Here is a 21,141-nt window from a genome sequence, read left to right on the forward strand (position 1 = left end):
GAAAGCACCTACGCCCGCACCGAAACCGTCACGGTGAACTTGCTGTTGCGTCCGGCCTGGCGGGTGGGGCCGACGGTGCGGTTCAAGTAGTCGCGATACCCGAGGTGCGTGTTGAAGACGACCCACAGTTCGCCGCCGGGTTTGAGCACGCGGCGGGCGTCAGCCAGCATCCGCAAAGCAACGCCGGCGTGCACGGTGGCGCCGGTGTGGAAGGGCGGATTGCACACGATCAGATCAGCACTGGCTGTCGGTCGTTCGGTGAGGGCGTCTTCGCGCGCGGCCTCAACGCGCGCTCCGACACCGTTTGCGTCGGCCGTTTCGCGGGTCGATGCCACGGCGGCGGCAGACTGGTCAATCGCCACAATGGCGAGATCGGGGCGGGCGAGAGCGAGCGAGACAGCGAGCACTCCGGTGCCGCTGCCGAGGTCGATCGCGGTGGCGGCATCCGGCTTCATCTCGGGCAGGAAGGTCAGCAGAAAACGGGTGCCGATGTCGAGAGCTGCACCGGCGAAGGCGCCACCGTGGGCGCTGACCGTGAGTTCGTCAACGGGAAGCTCAGGCTCCCGCAAGACCGACGTCGTGGGAAAACGCAGCTCGGTGTCGTCGTGCCCAATGCCGAACGCGGTCAGGGTGCGCGACTTCTGCCGTGCGCGCCCCGCGTTCACCTCGTTAAAGGAACGGCCCAACACCTCGTTCATTGCGAGCGTCATGTGTTTGATGCGGCCACCCGCAATCACCGTCACGTCGGGGGCAGCGTGCCGGGCAATCGCCTGGGCCCACTCGTCGAGCTCAGCCAGGCTGCGCGGCAATTGCATCAGCACCACGCGCGCACCCGACAGTAGCGAGGCATCGAGCGGGTGCGATTCGTAGTGAATAGAGAGGTCGCCCGCATTGGCGGCCAGCGCCAGCTCTGACACGAGAGAATCCTGAAAGACGCGGATGCCGCGGCACCCCGCCAGCGTCGCAGCTCCGAGAGTGAGCGCCCCATAGTTGTCGCCCATCACCACGAGTTCGCCGGCCTGCAAGCCTTCGAGCTGGGTCGCGGCTTCATCAAGGATGAGGCGATCGCTCGCATCCACCGCAAAAAGGTTGGGGGCTTCGAGGTCGGGCCAACGTCGCAGAGAGGCGAAAAGGTGGTCAGACATAGAGGAAGCTCTTTCGGTGGCGCGGCACCGCAGCAAGGCTGAGCGGCTGAGCCCAATCGTAGTCGAGGCCGTTAACCCAAAAAGCGAGCAGCCCCGGCACTAGGCGGGGCCACTCGCTCACGGGAATCTAGTTGTAGCCGCGCGTGATGTTCGGCTCGTCAACGCACAGAGGACATTCCTCGAGATGCGCCGACGGGATACAGTTGCACATTAGCTGTTGGGAACGAGCGTGTACTTAGTAGAGAGGTACTCGTGGATGCCTTCCGAGCCGCCTTCGCGACCGATGCCGGACTGCTTCACTCCGCCGAAGGGGGCGGCTGCGTTGGAGAGCACGCCCACGTTGAGGCCCATCATGCCGGTGTCGAGAGCATCGATCATCCGGTTTCCCCGGGCAAGGCTTTCGGTGAACACATACGAGACAAGACCATATTCGGTGTCGTTCGCGAGGCGTACACCTTCGGCTTCGTCGGTGAACTCCACGATCGAGACAACCGGTCCGAAGATTTCTTCGCGCAGGATGTCGCTGTCGGTGGGTACGCTCGACACGATCGTGGGCTCATAGAAGCTTCCATCGCCCTCGACGCGCTTGCCGCCGGAGACGAGGGTAGCGCCGCGCTTCACGGCATCCTGAACCAACTCGTCGGCCTTGTCGACGGCCTTGTCGTTGATGAGCGGGCCGATGTTGACGCCGTCTTCGGTGCCGCGACCGATTTTCATGTCGGCGACGCGAGCGGCAATCTTCTCGGCGAACTCGGCAGCAACTGAGCTGTGAACGATGAAGCGGTTGGCGGCGGTGCAGGCTTGGCCGATGTTGCGGAACTTAGCCGCAATCGCACCATCTACAGCCTTGTCGAGGTCAGCATCGTCGAAGACGACAAACGGGGCGTTGCCGCCGAGTTCCATCGACGTGCGCAGAACGTTTTCGGAGGCCTGCTTGATGAGGGCCTTGCCCACCGGAGTGGAGCCAGTGAACGAAAGTTTGCGCAGGCGAGAGTCCGCGATGATCGGCTCCGACACTTCGGAGGAGCTCGACGTCGTGACAACGTTGAGCACGCCAGCGGGGAGGCCGGCCTCTTCGAAGAGCTTCGCCAAGAACAGTGTGGTGAGCGGGGTGAGCGCGGCGGGCTTCACGACAACCGTGCAGCCGGCGGCCAGCGCTGGCGCGATCTTGCGGGTCGCCATTGCGAGCGGGAAGTTCCACGGCGTGATCAAGAAGCACGGACCGACCGGACGCTGCGACACAATCATGCGACCGGTGCCCTCAGGGGTGTTGCCGAAGCGACCCGAGATGCGCACAGCCTCTTCGCTGAACCAGCGCAAGAACTCGCCACCGTAGGTGACTTCACCGTTGGCTTCGGCAAGCGGCTTGCCCATCTCGAGCGTCATGAGCAGCGCGAGGTCGTCGCGGTGCTCCTGCACGAGGTCGAAGGTGCGACGCAGAATCTCGCCACGTTCCCGAGCAGGTGTCGCTGCCCAGGAATCCTGAGCGGCAACCGCAGCGTCGAGCGCTCGCATGCCGTCCTCTGCCGAAGCATCCGAAATGGTGCGGATGACCTTGCCGGTAGCGGGGTCGGTCACGTCGAGCGACTTGTCGCCCGAGGCGGCAATCCACTCACCGCCGATGAAGAGCTGATTCGGCACGGCTTCGAGAAGCTGGGTTTCGGTGGAGTTCGTCATACGGTGTGCACCTTTCGTGGTGGGAAATCTGCGAGTCAGTCAAACAGCGCAAGCTGAACTTCGGCTTGGCGCCGCGTGGGCGGGCACTGAACGCGCGCTCAGTGCCCGCTGGCCGCGAGTTAGGCCTTGGCGAGAGCGTCGCGAACGACGTCGAGGCCGTCAGCGATGAGCTCGTCAGAGATCGAGAGCGGCGGGAGGAAGCGGATGACGTTGCCATAAGTTCCACAGGTCAGCACGACAACACCGGCGGCGTGCGCTGCAGCCGCGATCTTCGATGTGAGGGCCGCGTCGGGCTCTTTCGTGGTGGGGTCGACGAGTTCCATGGCGATCATGGCGCCGCGGCCACGAACGTCTCCGATGCGGGGGTCGCCGGCGCGGAGTCCGTTGAGGCGGCCACGGAAGGTAGTTCCGATTTCGCGGGCACGCTCGATGGCGCCCGACTCTTCGAAGGTGCGGATGGTGGCGAGCGCTGCGGCACAGGCGATGGGGTTTCCACCGTAGGTTCCGCCGAGTCCGCCGACGTGAGCGGCATCCATGACATCGGCGCGACCGGTGACGGCCGAGAGCGGAAGGCCGCCGGCGATGCCCTTGGCGGTCACCATGATGTCGGGAACGAGGTTCTCGTGGTTGGAAGCGAAGAGGTCTCCGGTGCGAGCGAAGCCGGTCTGCACTTCGTCAGCGATGAAGATCACGTTGTTGGCGGTGGCCCACTCGGCGAGTGCCGGGAGGAATCCGGGGGCGGGCTCAATGAAGCCACCCTCGCCCTGGATGGGCTCGATGATGATCGCGGCGAGGTTGCTGGCGCCGACCTGCTTCTCGATCTGCAGGATGGCGCGGGCTGCGGCATCCTCACCACTGATTCCGCCATCGCGGAACGGGTACGACATGGGGGCGCGGTAGATCTCCGAGGCGAACGGACCGAAGCCGCTCTTGTAGGGCATCGACTTGGCGGTGAGGCCCATCGTGAGGTTGGTGCGGCCGTGGTAAGCGTGGTCGAAGGCCACAACGGCCTGCTTGCCGGTGAAGTAGCGGGCGATCTTGATCGCGTTCTCGACAGCTTCGGCGCCCGAGTTGAAGAGCGCGGTGCGCTTCTCGTGCGTACCGGGGGTGATCTCGTTGAGCTTCTCGGCGACCTCGATGTAGCTTTCGTAGCCATTGATCATGAAGCAGGTGTGCGTGAACTGGGCGACCTGAGCGGTGACGGCTTCGACAACGGCGGGTGCCGAGTTGCCGACGCCGGTTACGGCAATGCCGGAACCGAAGTCGATGAGGGTGTTGCCGTCGACGTCACGAAGAACGCCACCGCCGGCAGCTTCGACGAAGACGGGAAGGGTGATGCCGATAGCGGCGGCGACGGACTGCTTCTTGCGCTCGAGCAGTTCGAGCGAGCGCGGTCCGGGAATCGCGGTGACGAGTTCGCGCTTCTGCGGAAGCGAGGGGCCGCCGACCGGGGCCGTGGTGCTGGAAGAAGAAGTAGACATGGCCACCGGAATCCAATCTGTGTAGACGACCCGCGACCGCTGACGGCGGGCGGTGTCGTGCAAAACGTTTGGTTCAACCTAGTTCGCGGATGCCCGGCGCAACAGTCACAAAATGGCAGTATCGGCGGCGATTGCTGACAGAATGGCAGCAGGAGGATTGCCATGCCCACACCCCTCAGCGAAATCATCGCGACCGAGCGCCTGGCGCTGCGCCCGCTCACCGATTCGAGCACCTTCGACCGCTCGGTCACGTGGGTGCACAACTCCGACCTCAACGACCCGACGCCGTTCGTTTCTGAGGGCCAGTTGCTGCTCACGACCGGCCGCCAATTCGTCGATACCGCCGACCCGACCGCAGAACCAGTCGCTGAGCCTGCGGCAGAGGCAGACTTCGTCGGCTACGTCGCTCGGCTCGTCAGCGCCGGGGTCGCCGCAATCGGTTTCGGCACCGAAGTGATCACCCACGGAGTGCCCGCCGGCCTCGTCGCCGCGTGCGCCACGGCCGGCCTGCCGCTCTTCGAAGTGCCGTACCGCATCCCGTTCATCGCCATCAGCCGTCTCGTCGCCGACAACGAAGCCGAACAAGCGCGTGCCGGATTCGACCGCGCCCTCGCCGCCCAAAACGACATCGCTCGCGCCGCCGTCGGCAAGGGGCGCTTGAGCTCCGCCGCGATCAGCGCTGCCGAGCACCTCGACTGCCGAGTGTGGATCTTCGACGCCGACGGCGAGCTCGTGAATGAACCCCACCGCGACAGCCACACCCGACGATCGCTGGATGCCGCCCCCGACATCCGCCGATCGGTCACGGACCTGCTGGGGCGGGCTCGTCGCGCGCGCGTCGCCGATGACGCAGCGGACGAGCATCGCGTCGTGCAGACTCTCGGCTCTACCGGGAGGCTGTGCGGCGCCATCGCGTGGGCCCGCGACACCGAATTCGGGGCGCTCGATCGTTCGGTGATGACCGTGTTGGCGGCGCTCGCCGAGGTGTCGCTCGAGCAGACGGAGAATTTGCGGGTGGGGCATCGGGCGATTCTGGAGCAGTTGTTTCAGCTGCTCAAGGATGGCCGGGTCGACAGCGTGCGGCGTGCGGTGCGGGTGGCGGGCATCGAGTTACCGGCCGACCGGTTTGCGGTGGCGGCGCTCGACCTCAGCGAGACGAGCGCGAGCGTGCGGGACGTGCTCGAGCGGCGAGCTGCGCGGTCGGACAGTCGCATCTTCGCCGTGGCGGATGGCCGCCACTTGCTCGTGCTGATCGATGCCAAGCAGCTCGCCGCCGAACGTCGGTTCTTTGCCGCGAGCGATCTCACCGTCGGTCTTTCGGCCGAGGTCGGCTGGCCTGAGCTCACGGTCGCGATCACTCAGGCCGTGCGCTCACTCGAAGCATCGCCACCCGCGACGGTCACCGAATTCGCGAGTCTCGTGGGCGAAAGTTTCTTCGGCCTGCTGGCGTCGAGTTCGGTCGCCGATATTGCTCACGCCAGGCTCGCGAGCGTGATCGAATCTGCCGAGGGAATCGGGCTGCTGCGGTTCGCGCAAGTGTGGCTTCGGCACAACGGTCAGTGGGATCCCGCGGCGCGTGAGCTGGGCATCCATCGGCACGGTTTGAAGTCGCGGATGCAGCGGCTCTCCGAGCTCACCAATCTGAGCCTCGACACCTTCCAGGGCCGCGCCGAATTGTGGGCGATGTTGGCCGCGATCGACCTCGGCGAAACCGGCTCCTAGCCGCACCACTTGTGCGAGCCGCGACCGCCCCTCACAGCGCCCCGCAAAAACCCTGACTTCCAATTTTTAGGATTTCGCATGTAGCCTACGAACAATTCTCGGCGGCGTCGCCGGTCCTTTTCGAGCAGCGAGGAACCTCTCATGAAGACTTTTCAAGTGATCAATCCCTACACCGGCGAAGAGGGCCCAGCGCACCCCGCCGCGAGTGACGAAGTCATCGAGCAGATTGTCGCTGCAGCGCACTCTGAGTACAACGGCGGAATGAACCGTGATCAGGTAAAAGACCGCGCAGCGATCGTCACTCGCATTGCCGATCTCCTCATGGAACGCTCGGCCGAATTTGGCGAAATCATCGTGCGCGAAATGGGCAAGCCCTTGGCCCAAGCGGTGGGTGAAGTGGAGTTCTCCGCTGACATTTTCCGCTACTTCGCCGACAACGCTGAGGAGTTCCTCGCCGACGAGCAAATTCCCGCCGGAGCCGGCACCGCGTGGATTCGTAAGAGCCCCATCGGTCCCGTTTTGGGCATCATGCCGTGGAACTTTCCCATCTACCAGATCGCTCGTTTCGCCGGGCCCAGCATCATCCTCGGCAACCCCGTTTTGATCAAGCCAGCGCAGCAGTGCCCCGAGTCTTCGGCGGCTCTTGAAGCGCTCATTCACGAGGCCGGTTTGCCGATCGGTGGCTACCAGAATGTGCTCGCCGACAACGACCAAATCGCCGCGATGATCGACGACCCGCGCATCCAAGGAATCTCTCTCACGGGTTCCGAGCGTGCCGGTGCAATCGTGGGCGCCGCCGCGGGCGCCAACCTCAAGAAGAGCGTGCTCGAATTGGGCGGCTCGGACCCGTTCATCCTCATGTCGACGGACGACATGGAGGCCACGGTCGAGGCCGCGGTCGCCGCTCGCATCGACAACAATGGTCAGGCCTGCAACGGCGCCAAGCGCTTCGTTATCATCGACTCGCTCTACGAAGAGTTCGCCGAGAAGTTCAGCGCCGCGATGGGTGCCATCACGGTCGGCGACCCCATGGATGAGAGCACCGAGCTCGGCCCGATGTGTTCGGTAGCCGCGGCCAAGGGTCTCGAAGAGCAGGTCGCTGAAGCGGTTGCTGCTGGCGCCACCTTGCGCGTCGGAACCGGCAAGCGCGATGGCACCAAGTTTGCTCCCGCAGTACTCGAGAACATCAGCCCCGAGAACCCCGCGTACGTCACCGAGTTCTTCGGGCCGGTTGCTCAATTGCACCGCGTGAGCAGCGAAGAAGAAGCGATCGTTCTCGCCAACGCAACGCCGTTCGGTCTCGGTTCGTACGTCTTCACGACGGATGCCGAGCAGGCCGACCGCATCGCTGACGGCATCGACGCTGGCATGGTCTACATCAACGAGGTCGGCGCGGATGCTCCCGAGCTGCCCTTCGGTGGAGTCAAGAACTCCGGCACCGGTCGTGAGCTTGGTCCTTACGGCGTCGACGAGTTCGTGAACCGCAAGCTGGTCAAGCGCCCGTAACGGGGGCGCACGCTCGGCGGCGGGTCAGCTGCCGCTGAGCGTCAGCATCCGTGTGTCACTAGACGAGTTACGGCTGCGCTTTTTCCGCCAGGGAACGCGTGCCCGTAGCTCGTCTTTTCTTTCCTAGCGCGTCGTAGCAGTCGGCCAATTCGCGGTTCGCTCCGGCGAGCATCTCGGCATCACCGCGGGCGTTCTTCACGACTGTTTTGAGCAGTTTGATGGCGTCTTTGGTTCGCCCCTGCTCGGCAAGTAGCTCCGCAGCGAAGCGCTCGATAGTGAGGGCTTCGCGGGGGTCACCGGCTGAGCGAAGGGCCGCAGCAGCCTTCGCCGCGTGCTCGATGGCATCCGGGGTTTCTCCCAAAATATGGAGAGCGCGAGCCTTGCCATCGAGCGCTGTCGCCCAGAGTCGCATCGCGTTGTTTCGCGAGGTTTCCGTGGCTATTTCGTCGAACGTTGCGAGGGCGGTGCGATCGCCCACTCGTGCCTGGGTCATGCCGAGCGAGTGCAATACGCCCACGTAGAGTGCGCCGTCACCCTCTGATTCTCGTACTGCAGCGGCCGCGACCATCAAGAGTTCCCGGGCAGCTTCGTGGTTATCCCGTTGTGTCTGAAGAGCCGCAGCGTTGTAGTTGGCGCGCGCGAGGTCGTCGAGAGCGCGGGCCTCGGTATAGAGGTTCGAGGCCATGGCCCACACTTCGATGGCGGCGTCCGGTTGCTCGGTTGCGGCGAGTGAGTGCGCCATGAAATCGAGGCTTTCGGCCCGCACCTCTGGGGGTGCTCCCGTGGCGGTCTCGTGGTTATATACCTCGGTGAGCATGCCGATGGCTTCGGTGTGGTTGTCTGTTGCCACAAGAGTGTTGGCGACAGCCTTCCGGGCTTCGCTATTGTCGATGTCTAGCTGATCGGCGAGCGTCACTGCGTCGCGGAAACGACCCAGGGCGACAGCACGCTCGCGAGCGTCCACCGCCAGGCGCCCTCCCAGAAGCGTGGTGTTGTAGAGCCGTTCGGGCAGGTCGATGGCGGCATAGAGGTCGATGGCGAGATTGACCGCATGAAGGGCTTCAGTCGGTTGGTGCACGCCGCTCAGAGCCAGTGCGTGAAACGTGTGTGCTTCCGCGCGTGCAGTTCGGTTGCGTGCTGAGGCGAGGAGAAGATCGCAGAACTCCAGCATCCGTGGTGCGTCGCCTGCGTCGTAGGCAATCTGCACGAGATAGCGAAGAGCGCGGAACTGGGTCGACCCTTTGTCCTCTGCGACGTCAGCCTGCAAATAGGCCAACCCTGCTGAGGAATGGATGTTCTCGAGGTCACGAAAACTCTGGCGCCACATCGCATCAGCGTGCGCGAGTAGGGCGATGGCGTGGAGTCGCGGAGGGAGATCGGCCGCTGCTCTAGCCTCACGTTCGAGGGCGGCGAGGTCGTAGGGCTCCGCCCGCCCGAAGCGCGCCAAGCCCATTTTTGCTTGGCTGGCGGCTTCGAGGGGACGGTCGAGTTCGATCAGGAGGTCGTGGCGCTGCTGAGCAACGATGTCGGCAGTCTCGAACTGGCCGAGTTGCACGCAGCATGCCGTCACTACTTCGAGAGCGTTGACCCGGGCCACGCCACTCGTGAGTAGCACGGCTTGGTTGCCTGCGCTGAGTGCTGGCGCAAATTCTTCTCCGGTGAAGAGCTCTTCGGCGCGAAGCAACCATTGCTCGCCCTCGGTGGGGGCGTCGATGTCAGAAAGAGCGAAGACCATGCTCAAATTATCCCTGCCACCGCGCGAACTGCACTCCCCGCCTTCGTGGGGCAGAACAGCGTTTCTCGCGGGTTAGCTAGCGCCCTCCGCGATCGCCCGGGCGGCAGCAGCATCAGCCGTGCGCCCGAGGGCGTCGAAGCTTTCGGCAAGTTCGAACGCGGCCAGGGTGCGCAATTGCTCGTGGTTGGCGGCCTGCTCGATGACCGACTGCAGCACGGTTACTGCTTCGTCGTGGCGCCCCTCTTCGGCCAGCACGCCTCCCACGAAACGTTCGGTGTTGGCGGCCGAGAGCGGGTCACCCGCGGCGCGATAAGCATCAGCGGCGGTCAAGGCAAGCGCGACGGCTTCCTTCGCGCGACCCAAACTGGCCAGCGAGCGCGCTTTTGAGTCGGTGACGTCGGCGTGCAGCCAATCGGCGTCGTGCTCGGTGGCGAGGGCGAGAACCTCATCCAGCGTCGTCAGGCCTTCGGCGTTGCCGACGTCAGCTTGGGCGCGACCCTGCTGGTGCAGCACGCGCACGAGCAGGTTGAGGTTGTCTGGCGTGGCCCGGGCATGGGTCGCTGCGGCTTCGAGCAAGGTCGCTGCTTCTTCGGGGCTGCCATTGGCGCTGTGCAGGCTCGCGTTTTCGGCGAGGGTGCGGGCAGCGCTCTGGGTGTCTCCCGATTCGAGGTAGAGCTCGGTTGCCGTCTCCCACGTGCCGACGGCGGATGCCGGTTCTCCGGCAGCAACGAAGCCATGGCCGAGCCAGTACAGGGTTTCACCACGGCTGCCGGGAGCAGCTTCGGCGGCAGTCTCTTCTTCGTAGAGAGCAATGAGCAGGTCGATGGCTTCGGAGGTTTCACCGCTGCGCACGAGCGCGCGACCGAGGGCGTACCGAGCGCCGACCGTATCGATCTCCAGTCGCTCGGCGTAACGCACCGCGAGACGGAAACGGCTGCCCGAGTCAGCGAACATCTCGGCCTCGTCGTAGAGGCGGCCAGCAAGAACGGTGGTGTCGTGCAGCGGCCCGAGAGCGTCGGTCGCATGGGCGCATTCGCTCGCGGCATCCGCACTGCGGGCACCCTCTTCGAACTGGCCGGTGCTGCCCATGATGCGGGCGCGGAGTGCGTGGGCATGAGCCGCAACACCGCGGTTCTCCGTTGCCGCAAGAATCGCGTCGACGTACTCGAGCGACTTCTCGATCTCGCCCATCGAAGCCGAAAGGTCAGACAGGTAGCGCAACGCATTGGTGCGAGCGAACACAGCGTCGCCCTCCTCGGCGTGGCCGAGAGCGCGCACGGCAAGAGCGTGAGCGGCCGCCACATCGGGCTCTTCAGCGCGCAGGGTCAGCCCCAACAGCGACAGCTCGAGATCGGCGACCTGCGTCGGTGCGAGATCGCCCGACACCTCCACGGCCACGCGCAAGGCATCGAAGTCAGCCTCTTCGCCGCGGCCGAACAGCGCCAAGCCGAGCAGTTCCTCGAGCGAGGCCTGAGCATCGTCGCCGTGCTCGCGCAGAGCCGGGATGCGTTCCTCCAGTGCCGATTGTGCCGCCGCGAGGTCGCCGGTAGCCACTAGCCCGGCAATCAACGCTCCGAGGGCGGTCGTGCGATCCTTGCCGGTCGTCAACTCCGCAGCCTTGCGAGCTGCGGGGATCGCGGCTGGAAGCCAACCAATTGCGGTCAGTTCTTGCGCACGCAGCAGCCAGCCGGCGGCATCCGTCGGCGTAGCGTCTGCGGGAGCAACGAGGCCGAGCGTCTCGCTCGACAGCTTCAGCGGGTAGCGCTCGTTGGCCAGCTCTTTAGCCTTCTGGATGCGGTTAGCCCGGTAGTCGTTGCCGGCCCGCTGGTCGAACTGGTCGCCGATGCGGCGCGCAGCAGCCCACACGGCGGTGGCGAGTTCTTCGGCGGTCCAGGCGCCGTCGTGTTCTCCGAAGAGCACCTGCAGTTCGCGGCTCTCGGCGCCCCGAACGGTCTGCTCGCCGAAGCCGGCAGCGGTCACCGCGTCGAGCAGAACGCCCGCGGCGAGGAGGCCGGCGAACTGGCCGTCGGCGTTGAGCTGATCGTGCACGAACCACGAGAGGTGGCGTTCGAGCATCGAGAGGCCGCGTGCTTCGTTGCCGGTGACAGCGCAGAAGATGAAGTGGTTGGCGATGATGCTGAGGTTGTCGGCATTGTCGCGGGCGAGGTTGTAGCTGCGAAAGTGGGCGGCGCGAGCGTCGTCGAGGCGGCCAGCGCGCAAGTAGGGGAGCAGGGCACGCGAGAGGGCGGCTTCGGGCTCATCGCCACAGCTATAGCCGCCTTCGATGAGTTCGTCGAAGAGCACAATTGCCTCGGCGTCGCGGCCCATTTCGGTGAGGAACCCGCTGGCATCGCTGCGCACGCAGGCATCGCAGTGGCTGTAGTGGTCGCGCGGGGTCACCACGAGCTGGGCCCGCAATTCTTCGGCGCGCTCGAGTTCGCCCAAACGCCAGGCGGTAGCGAATTGCGAGGTCAGTACGCCGCTCTGGCCGATGCCGGCCTTGCGGTAGTGGCTCTCCATGTCGGCGAGGGCGCTAGAGATGTCATCCGTACCGAAGATGGGCGAGCTCGCCAGCGTGGTGGCAATCCATTTGAACTGCCACATGAGGCCGGCACCTTGGTGACCAACCTCATCCGGAAAACGCACGGGGTCTTCGTCGTGCTTGGCCAAGCACCAGGCGAATGACGAGAGCAAAGTCTCGGTGTCACCGAGCATGTTGGCGGATGCCGTCTGCCGAATCCGTGCCCGATATTCGAGCTCTTCGTCACCGATCTCAATCGCGAGCGCGATCGCTTCGTCGACGCGAGAACGCTCCTCGGGGCCGTAAGCCATGCCATCGATCTCAGCGAACAGTTCTTGGATGCGGGCCACGCTCATAGGGAGTTTCCTTCGGGGAGGTCGTCGCCGAGCTTCACGCTCATCGCGATCAGGTCGGACATGGAGTTGGTCATCATGGCGCGGTCGCGCACGCTGAGCGGACGCTGGCTGGTGAGGAGGGCCTGCACGTAGAGCAGCTGGATCGTGCGGGAGAACACCGCGTCGTCGCTCAGCGTTGAGAGAGTGACGACAACGGGATTGTTCCAGTTGAGGCAGAGGCGAGCGAGGCTCTTGCTGATGCCGTCGCTCGCGAGGCGTTCGTCAGCGAAGGCATCCACTTTGCCGAGCACGTTTTGCCACAGGCCGGGCTTGCTCACTTCGCGCGCCGAACGGCGGTCGATCGAGCGGAGCACTTCGGGGTCGGCCAAGTAGAGCCCGGTCACGTCGGCGCTCGGCACGCTGCGCACGATCACCGAGCAGTTGGCGTCGGCGAGCACGGCGCTGGCACGGTCTTCGAGTCGCGCAACAGCGGTACGGGCATCCAGCGGCGGTACTTCTAAGAAGTCGAGTTCGTCGAGCACGCTCACGCGGTCAACGGTGAGGCCATCAACAATCGTGGGCAGCAGGCGGGCGATTTCAGTGTCGTACACATAGCCGCCGTTGATCACGGGGCGGTCGGCGCTCGCGATGCTCGCGATCTGGCGGAACTCATCCACTGACTCGGCGTACCGCAGCGCCTTGTGGTCGCGAGTGAGGGTCTCGATGGTCATGCGCCCCAGCGTCGTTTCGACACTGAGCCAGGGCGTGATGAAGGTCGCCAACTCTTCGTCGTGAATCACGAGCGACTTGAGGGCGAGCGAGTGCAGGTTCACAAAGTCGCTGAGTTGGCCCGGATTGCGGGCGGCAAGCTCCAACACCCACTGGCGAAGCGTCGTGCCGATCGCGGAGCGCGTGTGCTCGAGCAGGTCATCATCCACGAGCGATTCCCGGCTCGCGGTGGGGGTGAGGGCGGTGCTGTTCAGCACGACGCGCACGAAGAAAGCCCAGTCGGGCAGTAGCGCGTCAACGTTTTCACTGAGCAGCATGCGGCCGAGGTAGACGCGGTTGGCTTGGCGAGCACCGGGAGGCGGCGAGCTGGGAAGCACGTACGCCACACCGGTGGTGCTCGTGCCCGGCACGCTCAGCGGGATTGCGGCAAAAGGATCGGCCCCCAGCAGCTCTCGGCCGTACGCCAGCAGCTCGACCGGGTCGGTGGTGTGCGGCTCGATGAACGGTGCCGCGTGTGTGACTGTCTCGCTGCCGCCGTGGGGGAGGTCAACCCGCACAGTCACGGGCAAGAACTCGGCGAAGGTCTTCGCGAGTGCCATTACGGTCGTTGTGCTCAACAGGTCGTGCTGATCGAAGCGCGGCTTGAGCGACACGGTGGTGCCGATGGGCAGGTCGCCCTCCAACTCGCGCACGCTGAACGTGCCGTCGCTATTGCCGATCCATTCGACCGGGGCTGAGCCGCGAGCGGAGCGTGACTGAATCACAATCTGGTCGGCCACCATGAAGCAGCTGAGCAATCCGATGCCGAACTGGCCCAGGTAGTCGCTGCGGGGCAGGTCAAAGATGTCGCGCTTGGATGATCGGCCCACGGTCGACAACAGCTCGGTCATCTCGGCGGCGGTCAACCCGATGCCATCATCCTGAAAGCGGAACGTGTCGTTCGAGTCGCTCAACGGAGTGATGCGGATGCCGCGGCTCGCGTCGTCGCCGTCGAGCTCAACCCGTGCGGCCAGAGCGTCGCGCCCGTTCTGCAGCAGTTCGCGCAAATACACGCGCGGACTCGAGTAAATGTGCTTGCTCAGGAGGTCGACAACCCCCGTGAGGTTCACTTGAAAGGATTGGAGATCGTCGTCGGGAGTCGCGGTCACCGTGAAATTGTCTCATCCGAGGGTGGTTCTCTGCGAGCGCACAGGAATCACCTAGCCACGAGCGTGGTCGCAGGTATAAACTTGAGTCGTCTTAACTCAAGTTTGTGGAGGGTTTGTAATGGCGAACATGCAGGGTGCCCCAAGTACCGATGAAGAGCAAAAGAGTGCTCTCGAAAAGTACGGGGTAAATCTCACCGAGATTGCCCGCAGCGGCAAGCTCGACCCTGTAATCGGGCGAGACGCCGAAATTCGTCGAGTGAGCCAAGTGCTGACCCGCCGCACGAAGAACAACCCGGTATTGATCGGTGAGCCCGGCGTCGGAAAGACTGCCGTGGTGGAGGGCCTCGCTCAGCGCATCATCGCGGGCGACGTTGCTGACTCGCTCAAAGACAAGCAGCTCATCTCGCTCGACCTGGCAGCGCTCGTCGCCGGCGCCAAGTACCGCGGTGAATTTGAAGAGCGTCTCAAGGCCGTACTCAAGGAGATCAAAGACTCCGACGGCGAGATCATCACTTTCATTGACGAACTTCACACCCTCATGGGCGCTGGCGGTGGCGACGGCTCGGTAGCGGCATCCAACATGCTCAAGCCCATGCTGGCCCGCGGTGAACTACGCCTCATTGGTGCGACAACCCTCGACGAATATCGCCAATACATCGAGAAGGATGCCGCCCTCGAGCGACGCTTTCAGCAGGTGTTCGTTGGCGAACCGTCGGTTGAAGACACCGTCGCGATTCTGCGTGGACTCAAGGAGCGCTACGAAGCGCACCACAAAGTTGCGATCGCTGACTCTGCTCTCGTCTCAGCAGCGACGCTCAGCAACCGCTACATCTCCGGCCGGAAGCTTCCCGACAAGGCAATCGACCTGATCGACGAGGCCGCTAGCCGCCTCAAGATGGAGATCGACTCTTCGCCGGTTGAGATCGACCAGTTGAAGCGTGCCGTCGATCGACTCCGCATTGAAGAACTCGCGCTGAAGAAAGAAAAAGACGACGCCTCGAAGGCTCGTTTGACCAAGTTGCGCGAAGACCTCGCGGTGCAGAGCAAACACTTGAGCGAACTCGAAGCGCGCTGGAAGCTCGAAAAGTCGAGCCTCACGGGTGTCGGTGACCTCAAGACTCGCCTCAACGATGCTCGCATCGAGCTTGACCGTGCGATGCGCGATGGCGAATACCAGAAGGCTTCCAAGCTCAACTACGAGACGATTCCTGCGATCGAAGAAGCGATTGCCACGGCCGAAAGCAACGAGCCCACGGGCCCGCGCATGGTCAATGACCAGGTGACCGAGGAAGACATCGCTGCCGTCGTCGCGGCGTGGACGGGCATCCCCGTCGACCGTCTCACCGAGGGCGAGACCGAGAAGCTGCTTCACCTTGAAGCAGAACTCGGCAAGCGCCTCATCGGCCAGAAGGATGCCGTGCAGGCCGTTTCTGAAGCTGTGCGCCGTACCCGCGCCGGTATCTCCGATCCCGACCGCCCCACGGGTTCGTTCCTGTTCCTCGGCCCCACCGGTGTCGGAAAGACCGAGCTCGCCAAGGCCCTGGCCCAGTACCTCTTCAACGACGAGAAAGCTCTCGTACGCATCGACATGAGCGAGTACGGCGAGAAGTTCTCCGTCTCGCGACTCGTCGGTGCCCCTCCCGGTTACATCGGTTACGAACAGGGTGGTCAGTTGACCGAGGCTGTTCGCCGGCGCCCTTACTCGGTCATCCTGCTCGACGAGGTTGAGAAGGCGCACCCCGAAGTCTTCGACGTTCTCCTGCAGGTGCTCGACGACGGTCGTCTGACCGACGGTCAGGGCCGCACTGTCGACTTCCGCAACGTGATTCTGATTCTGACCAGCAACTTGGGCAGCCAGTTCATCACCGACCAGGAGTTGCCGTGGGATGCCCGCAAGGCCGCCGTTGACGACCTCGTGCGCAAGTCGTTCAAGCCCGAGTTCATCAACCGTCTTGACGACATCGTGGTCTTCCAGCCGCTGTCGACCGACGATCTCAGCCAGATCGTTGAGCTCGATATCGACCGTCTCAGCAAGCGTCTCACCGATCGCCGTCTGCAACTGGCGGTGACTCCGGATGCTCGCAGCTGGCTCGCCGAGCGCGGCTACGACCCAATCTACGGTGCGCGTCCGCTGCGCCGCCTCATGCAGCGCGAAATCGACGACAAGCTCGCCAAGGCGTTGCTCGCCGGTCACATTCGCGATGGAGATACCGTGCTCGTGGGGCTCGCCAGCAGTGGCGATGGCCTGCAGGTCACGCGCGGCCCCGGCACTGCTCCGGCCTAGCGGACTTTCGGTTTAGCGGACAACTGCCGACCGCTGATCGCTAAGCCAGCCTCCGGCCTAACGGTTAGAGGAACATCGGCCGATCGTCGTCGTTCTCGGTATCGATCGCGAGATCGACGACGACGGGGACGTGGTCGCTCGGGCCATCGCCCTTGCGCTCTTCACGGTCGATGGATGCTTCGGTAACGAGTTCATCGAACGCGGGTGAGCCCATCACAAAGTCGATGCGCATGCCCTCGTTGCGGGGAAAGCGCAGGCGCTGGTAATCCCAGTAGGTGTAGCCCTCGATGTTGCGGCTGCGGAGAGCATCGATCATCCCGGCCTCTTCGAAGGCGCGGAAGGCGGCGCGCTCGGCGTCGCTCACGTGAGTCTTGCCCTCGAACGCCGCGATGTCCCAGACGTCGTGGTCGAAGGGGGCGATATTGAAGTCGCCCATCAGCGCGAGCGGCTGCTCGGGGTTCTCACTCATCCACTGGGCGGCCTGCGTCTTGAGGTTCGCGAGCCATTCGAGCTTGTAGGGGTAGTGGGGGTTGTCGAGCTCGCGACCATTGGGCACGTACAGGCTCCAGAGGCGTGCGCCTTCAACCGTGACGCCAATGGCGCGGGCTTCGATGGGCACCGTGCCGTCATCGAGGGGCTTGCCGAAACCGGGCTGGGTATCGAAACCGACTGTCACGTCATCCATCGGGAGACGGCTCGCGAACGCGACGCCGTTCCACTGATTGAGCCCGTGGAGTTCTACCTCGTAGCCAGCCTCGGTGAAGGCGTCCATCGGAAACTGTTCGGGCTTGCACTTGATTTCTTGCATCGCGAGAACGTCAATATCTTCGCGAAGAAGCCAGTCGACGACGCGACCAACTCGGGTTCTGATGGAGTTCACGTTCCAGGTGGCAATACGCATGGTTCAACGGTAATAGGTCTACCCCTGTATTGGGCGACGACAGTGTCAGAGCCGCACCGTAGAGTCGAAACATGCAGCCGCTCACCCTCGTAGACGACGAAGCGGAGCAGTGCCTCAAAGCGGCAGAACAGGCTGATCGTCTCGACCGTCGCAACGCCACCATCGTGGCCGTATTGGGCTTTATCGGCGTCGTTCTCTCGGGCGCTTTGCTGATTCTGGGCCAGAGCAGCCTCTAAAGCCTTGCCCACAATGGGTATTCTGTACTCGTGACCGACGCCAAGCAGCAGCTCATTGAGCACATTTCCGCCGATGCCGTGTTCCACGGCGACTTCACTTTGACGAGCGGAAAGAAGGCTACTTACTACGTCGACATGCGTCGCGTGAGCCTCGACCACCGTGTTGCGCCCCTCATCGGTCAGGTCATGATTGACCTCATCGCTGACATCCCCGACATCTTTGCTGTCGGGGGGATGACGATGGGCGCCGACCCGATCGCCTCGGCCATGCTTCACCAAGGTGCCGCTCGCGGCCTCAGCTATCACGCCTTCGTTGTTCGCAAGGAGCCCAAGGATCACGGCCGCGGCCGCCAAGTTGAGGGCCCTGAGCTCGAAGGCAAGCGCGTCATTGTTCTCGAAGACACCTCTACCACGGGTGGTTCGCCGCTCGCTGCGATCGAAGCGCTCGAAAAGGTTGGCGCGATCATCGCCGGCGTTGCCGTCGTCGTCGATCGCGACACGGGTGCCAAGGAACGCATCGAAGCTGCCGGCTACCCCTACTACTCCGCGATTGGGCTGGGTGAACTGGGGCTGACTCCGTGACATCCGGAGATAACTCCTCGGGAGCCGGCAACGGCAACGAGCCTCGGCAGTCCTCATTCAACTGGGGACTGACTCCGAGCGACCCCGAGGTGCCTCCGGCCACACCGCCGAAGAAACCTCTCGAGCCGACCGAGCCCGAGGAACCCACCCGCGTACTGCCTCGCCAGCCCGACGAGGCGGCAGCACCCGCCGCTCCGACGGTTCCGCTATCTCCCGCTTCGCCGCCCGTGATGCCTCCGGCCGCGGCAGTACCGCCGGTTCCGCCTGCTGCGTCAGCTCCTCCGGTTCCGCCTGCCGCGGCAGCACCGCCGGTTGCGCCTGCTGCGCCGCCCGCACCTGTTGTTCCGGGCGCGACCGCGCTCGAGGTTCCGCTGCCGCCACTGACTCCTGCTCCTGCGACTCCACCCGCCGCACCCCCTTCGGCGAGCCCAGAGATTCCCGGGCTGCTCAAGCTCCCGCCTGTCGCGGGTGAGGTGACGCCCGCGTCGCAGCCGGCTTCGCCCCCGGCACCGCTCGTCGAGCCGCCCGCGACCGAAGCGATGAACGTCGCCGAGCTGCCCACGAGCGCCATGAACCTGAGCGACCTCCCGACCGGTGCGATGGACGTCGCCGACCTACCAACCGGCGCGATGGACATCAGCGATCTCCCCACGGGAGCGATGGATGTGGCCGACCTTCCCACTGCGGCAATGGCGGCGCCCACTCGTCGTCAGAGTCACGTGCCTCCGGCCGTGGATCCTGCGCTCGATGGTGCAACCGAAGTCATGAACGCACAGTCGCTCGCGGGCATCTCAGCGGAAGCGGAATCCGTCGAGCATGACGCGGTCGGTGACCTTTTTGGCGAGGACAAATTCGTTGAGTACGACGACCAGGTTCTTGCCGCACCCTCGTCGGCTGTTGTGGTGCGCCAGCAGCGGGTTCCCCCACCCCCGCGCCCGCCGATTCCGCGCGGCCAGATGATCGCGCTCGCGGTCGGCGGCGGGCTCGTTGCAGCGCTCGCATTGGTCGCCCTGTTCTTGCTGGGCACGCGCATCGGCGACAGCATGGAACCTGCCGTGGCCGTCTCGGCAACCCCCACGGCCGTCCCCACCGAGACCGTCCCGGTAGTGGGGCCCGTCGCGCCCGGAACCTACCAGTGGGATGAGCTTGCCGGCGGCGAATGCCTCGAGCCTTTCGCCTCCGCATGGGAGCAGGAATACACCGTCATCGAGTGCGCTCAACCGCACGCCGCCCAACTGCTCACGATCGGTCAGTTCGACGACGCGGCATCCGATCCGTATCCGGACGCCGAACAGCTGGCCTCGCGCACAGCGCAAGCTTGCTCAACCGACTCCGTTATCGACTTCGCGGCCGCTAAATCATTTGCCGATCTCGAGATTGTCGCCAGCTTCGCCGCGACCGCCGACGACTGGGATGCCGGAAACCGCGACTACTACTGCTTCGCCACGCGAGCGGGAGACGATGCCCTCACGGCATCCGTCTCCCAGCCACAAACGCCTGAGAACTAGTTCAGTAGGTCGGCGACGCTGTCGAGAACTTCGTTCGGGCGGAACGGGTAGCGGTCGATTTCTTTCTGATCACTAATGCCCGTGAGCACCAAAACGGTGTGAAGCCCTGCCTCGATGCCGGCGACGATGTCGGTGTCCATGCGGTCACCGATCATGCCGGTCGTCTCGCTGTGCGCGCCAATCTTGTTGAGTGCTGAGCGGAACATCATGGGGTTGGGCTTACCGACGATGTACGGCTCGCGTCCCGTGGCCTTGGTGATGAGAGCGGCGACCGCGCCCGTGGCGGGCAGGGGGCCGTCGGCGCTCGGACCCGTGGCATCCGGGTTGGTCACAATGAAGCGGCTGCCGTTGCCAATGAGGCGGATGGCCTTAGTGATGGCTTCGAAGGAGTAGTTGCGGGTCTCACCGATCACGACGTAGTCGGGGTTGGTCTCAGTCATGATGAAACCGGCCTCGTGGAGGGCCGTTGTGATGCCGGCCTCACCGATGACGAAGGCGCTGCCGCCGGGGATCTGTTCCTTCAGGAAGTCTGCTGTAGCAAGAGCCGAGGTCCAGATCGCTGACTCCGGTACGTCGAGGCCAGAAGCCTTGAGGCGGGCGCTGAGATCGCGCGGGGTGAAGATCGAATTGTTGGTGAGAACCAAGTAGGGCTTCTCTTCGTCACGCCACTTCTGTAGAAGTTCGGCGGCGCCGGGCACCGGGTGGTTCTCGTGTACGAGCACACCGTCCATGTCGGTGAGCCAGCACTCGATTTCGTCGCGATTTCTCATGCGCTCACTTTAGCGAACGCGGTCTCATTTGAGAGGCGACTCGTGATGATTTCAATCGCGGCGGCGTTTTGTTCTACGAGCACAACGCGACGCTTGAGCGCTTGAGCAACGGCGCCGGTGGTTCCGCTGCCGGCAAAGAAGTCGAGTACCCAGTCGCCAGGTTGGCTGGATGCCTGAACAATGCGCCGCAGAATGCCCTCGGGTTTCTGGGTGGCATAGCCCGTCTTCTCTTTGCCGGTGGGCGAGACGATGGTGTGCCACCACACATCCGTGGGCAGTTTTCCACGGGCGGCCTTCTCCGCGGTTACGAGGCCGGGAGCCATGTAGGGCTCGCGGTCGACTTCTTCGTTGTTGAAGTAGTAGTTCTTGGGGTTCTTCACGTAGACAAGAATCGTGTCGTGTTTCGACGGCCACTTTTTGGTGGCCCGAGCGCCATAGTCGTAGGCCCAAATGATTTCGTTGAGAAAGCTGTCGCGGCCGAAGAGGGCATCGAGAGCGACCTTGGCGTAATGGACCTCGCGGTAGTCGAGGTGCAGGTAAAGGGTGCCGCGGTCGTCGAGCAACCGCCATGCTTCCTGCAGTCTCGGCTCCAAGAATTCCCAATAGTCGGCGAACGTATCGTCGTAGGAGTAAAGCACTCCCTTAATCGTGTCGTAATTGTTGCCTCCGAAGCCCACGCGCGTTCCTTCGGTCGATCGCTGCGTGGTCAGCGCCTGACGACGCTGCGTTCGGCCCGTGTTGAACGGGGGGTCGATATAGATCAGGCGAAAGCTTTCGTCAGGCAAAGTGCTGATCACAGGCAGGTTATCGCCGTGCACAACAAGGTCGGGTCCATCGGGAGTCCAAGGCGGCTGCATCCCT

At 64.0% G+C, this 21,141-nt stretch carries 16 protein-coding genes; 6 read left to right on the plus strand and 10 right to left on the minus strand.

The window, feature by feature from the left end; translation table 11 throughout:
* Positions 1 to 8: 8 nt before the first annotated feature.
* The 4 genes from CLV85_RS02085 to gabT all read right to left on the minus strand — a co-directional run bounded on the left by CLV85_RS02085 (position 9) and on the right by gabT (position 4,303).
* Positions 9 to 1,145: a class I SAM-dependent methyltransferase gene (locus CLV85_RS02085; RefSeq protein WP_100387955.1), complete on the minus strand. Its 1,137-nt coding sequence runs from the start codon at positions 1,143 to 1,145 to the stop codon at positions 9 to 11.
* A complete protein-coding gene (locus tag CLV85_RS13560; RefSeq protein ID WP_275669060.1) occupies positions 1,138 to 1,266 on the minus strand; it encodes a hypothetical protein in 129 nt (42 codons plus the stop codon). Before CLV85_RS13560 ends, CLV85_RS02085 begins: the two co-directional genes overlap by 8 nt.
* 89 nt (positions 1,267 to 1,355) lie before the next feature.
* On the minus strand, positions 1,356 to 2,822 hold the full coding sequence (locus tag CLV85_RS02090; RefSeq protein WP_100387956.1) for an NAD-dependent succinate-semialdehyde dehydrogenase: 1,467 nt from the start codon (positions 2,820 to 2,822) through the stop codon (positions 1,356 to 1,358).
* A 119-nt stretch (positions 2,823 to 2,941) separates the two neighbouring features.
* Positions 2,942 to 4,303: a 4-aminobutyrate--2-oxoglutarate transaminase gene (gene gabT / locus CLV85_RS02095; RefSeq protein ID WP_100387957.1), complete on the minus strand. Its 1,362-nt coding sequence runs from the start codon at positions 4,301 to 4,303 to the stop codon at positions 2,942 to 2,944.
* Positions 4,304 to 4,465: 162 nt separating this feature from the next.
* Between gabT and CLV85_RS02100 the strand changes: the two genes are divergently transcribed.
* Together CLV85_RS02100 and CLV85_RS02105 are read left to right on the plus strand one after the other, a co-directional pair.
* Positions 4,466 to 6,025: a PucR family transcriptional regulator gene (locus CLV85_RS02100; protein WP_100387958.1), complete on the plus strand. Its 1,560-nt coding sequence runs from the start codon at positions 4,466 to 4,468 to the stop codon at positions 6,023 to 6,025.
* Positions 6,026 to 6,166: 141 nt separating this feature from the next.
* Positions 6,167 to 7,531 carry an NAD-dependent succinate-semialdehyde dehydrogenase gene (locus CLV85_RS02105; protein WP_100387959.1) on the plus strand — a complete coding sequence of 455 codons (1,365 nt, stop codon included), beginning with the start codon at positions 6,167 to 6,169 and terminating at the stop codon, positions 7,529 to 7,531.
* 67 nt (positions 7,532 to 7,598) lie between these two features.
* Here CLV85_RS02105 and CLV85_RS02110 read toward each other — a convergent pair whose 3' ends face one another.
* The 3 genes from CLV85_RS02110 to CLV85_RS02120 all read right to left on the minus strand — a co-directional run bounded on the left by CLV85_RS02110 (position 7,599) and on the right by CLV85_RS02120 (position 13,999).
* Positions 7,599 to 9,266, minus strand: coding sequence for a hypothetical protein (locus CLV85_RS02110; protein ID WP_100387960.1), 1,668 nt, complete (start codon positions 9,264 to 9,266; stop codon positions 7,599 to 7,601).
* A gap of 72 nt (positions 9,267 to 9,338) precedes the next feature.
* Positions 9,339 to 12,143: a hypothetical protein gene (locus CLV85_RS02115; RefSeq protein WP_100387961.1), complete on the minus strand. Its 2,805-nt coding sequence runs from the start codon at positions 12,141 to 12,143 to the stop codon at positions 9,339 to 9,341.
* Positions 12,140 to 13,999, minus strand: a complete 1,860-nt coding sequence (locus CLV85_RS02120; protein ID WP_100387962.1) for an HSP90 family protein — start codon at positions 13,997 to 13,999, stop codon at positions 12,140 to 12,142. The genes CLV85_RS02115 and CLV85_RS02120 overlap by 4 nt, the downstream gene beginning before the upstream one ends.
* A gap of 118 nt (positions 14,000 to 14,117) precedes the next feature.
* Between CLV85_RS02120 and CLV85_RS02125 the strand changes: the two genes are divergently transcribed.
* Positions 14,118 to 16,283 carry an ATP-dependent Clp protease ATP-binding subunit gene (locus CLV85_RS02125; RefSeq protein WP_100387963.1) on the plus strand — a complete coding sequence of 722 codons (2,166 nt, stop codon included), beginning with the start codon at positions 14,118 to 14,120 and terminating at the stop codon, positions 16,281 to 16,283.
* Between the two features lie 64 nt (positions 16,284 to 16,347).
* On the opposite strand, the gene CLV85_RS02130 is transcribed toward CLV85_RS02125, so the two are convergent.
* Entirely contained in the window at positions 16,348 to 17,184 is an 837-nt protein-coding gene (locus CLV85_RS02130) for an exodeoxyribonuclease III (protein WP_100387964.1), read from the minus strand.
* A 71-nt stretch (positions 17,185 to 17,255) separates the two neighbouring features.
* Between CLV85_RS02130 and CLV85_RS13310 the strand changes: the two genes are divergently transcribed.
* From CLV85_RS13310 to CLV85_RS13505, 3 genes are read left to right on the plus strand one after another with little or no spacing between them, the layout of a single operon-like run.
* Positions 17,256 to 17,420 (plus strand): hypothetical protein, encoded by a 165-nt coding sequence (locus CLV85_RS13310; protein WP_157847468.1) that lies wholly within the window; start codon positions 17,256 to 17,258, stop codon positions 17,418 to 17,420.
* 30 nt (positions 17,421 to 17,450) lie between these two features.
* Positions 17,451 to 18,002, plus strand: a complete 552-nt coding sequence (pyrE, locus tag CLV85_RS02135; RefSeq protein WP_100387965.1) for an orotate phosphoribosyltransferase — start codon at positions 17,451 to 17,453, stop codon at positions 18,000 to 18,002.
* On the plus strand, positions 17,999 to 19,510 hold the full coding sequence (locus tag CLV85_RS13505; RefSeq protein ID WP_229820397.1) for a septum formation family protein: 1,512 nt from the start codon (positions 17,999 to 18,001) through the stop codon (positions 19,508 to 19,510). The genes pyrE and CLV85_RS13505 overlap by 4 nt, the downstream gene beginning before the upstream one ends.
* On the opposite strand, the gene CLV85_RS02145 is transcribed toward CLV85_RS13505, so the two are convergent.
* Positions 19,507 to 20,280 (minus strand): HAD-IIA family hydrolase, encoded by a 774-nt coding sequence (locus CLV85_RS02145; RefSeq protein ID WP_100387966.1) that lies wholly within the window; start codon positions 20,278 to 20,280, stop codon positions 19,507 to 19,509. The genes CLV85_RS13505 and CLV85_RS02145 overlap by 4 nt on opposite strands.
* Positions 20,277 to 21,137: a DNA-methyltransferase gene (locus tag CLV85_RS02150; RefSeq protein WP_100387967.1), complete on the minus strand. Its 861-nt coding sequence runs from the start codon at positions 21,135 to 21,137 to the stop codon at positions 20,277 to 20,279. The genes CLV85_RS02145 and CLV85_RS02150 overlap by 4 nt, the downstream gene beginning before the upstream one ends.
* Positions 21,138 to 21,141: the final 4 nt, after the last annotated feature.

Source organism: Salinibacterium amurskyense, assembly GCF_002797685.1.
GTDB lineage: Bacteria > Actinomycetota > Actinomycetes > Actinomycetales > Microbacteriaceae > Rhodoglobus > Rhodoglobus amurskyensis.

Excerpts from the sequence above, each read along its gene's own strand:
- CLV85_RS02105 (WP_100387959.1), top strand. The coding sequence starts at position 6,167 with ATGAAGACTTTTCAAGTGATCAATCCCTACACCGGCGAAGAGGGCCCA.
- CLV85_RS02150 (WP_100387967.1), bottom strand. The coding sequence starts at position 21,137 with ATGCAGCCGCCTTGGACTCCCGATGGACCCGACCTTGTTGTGCACGGC.
- CLV85_RS13310 (WP_157847468.1), top strand. The coding sequence starts at position 17,256 with ATGCAGCCGCTCACCCTCGTAGACGACGAAGCGGAGCAGTGCCTCAAA.
- CLV85_RS02145 (WP_100387966.1), bottom strand. The coding sequence starts at position 20,280 with ATGAGAAATCGCGACGAAATCGAGTGCTGGCTCACCGACATGGACGGT.
- CLV85_RS02090 (WP_100387956.1), bottom strand. The coding sequence starts at position 2,822 with ATGACGAACTCCACCGAAACCCAGCTTCTCGAAGCCGTGCCGAATCAG.
- gabT (WP_100387957.1), bottom strand. The coding sequence starts at position 4,303 with ATGTCTACTTCTTCTTCCAGCACCACGGCCCCGGTCGGCGGCCCCTCG.
- CLV85_RS02110 (WP_100387960.1), bottom strand. The coding sequence starts at position 9,266 with ATGGTCTTCGCTCTTTCTGACATCGACGCCCCCACCGAGGGCGAGCAA.
- CLV85_RS02125 (WP_100387963.1), top strand. The coding sequence starts at position 14,118 with ATGGCGAACATGCAGGGTGCCCCAAGTACCGATGAAGAGCAAAAGAGT.
- CLV85_RS02130 (WP_100387964.1), bottom strand. The coding sequence starts at position 17,184 with ATGCGTATTGCCACCTGGAACGTGAACTCCATCAGAACCCGAGTTGGT.
- CLV85_RS02100 (WP_100387958.1), top strand. The coding sequence starts at position 4,466 with ATGCCCACACCCCTCAGCGAAATCATCGCGACCGAGCGCCTGGCGCTG.
- CLV85_RS02115 (WP_100387961.1), bottom strand. The coding sequence starts at position 12,143 with ATGAGCGTGGCCCGCATCCAAGAACTGTTCGCTGAGATCGATGGCATG.
- CLV85_RS02085 (WP_100387955.1), bottom strand. The coding sequence starts at position 1,145 with ATGTCTGACCACCTTTTCGCCTCTCTGCGACGTTGGCCCGACCTCGAA.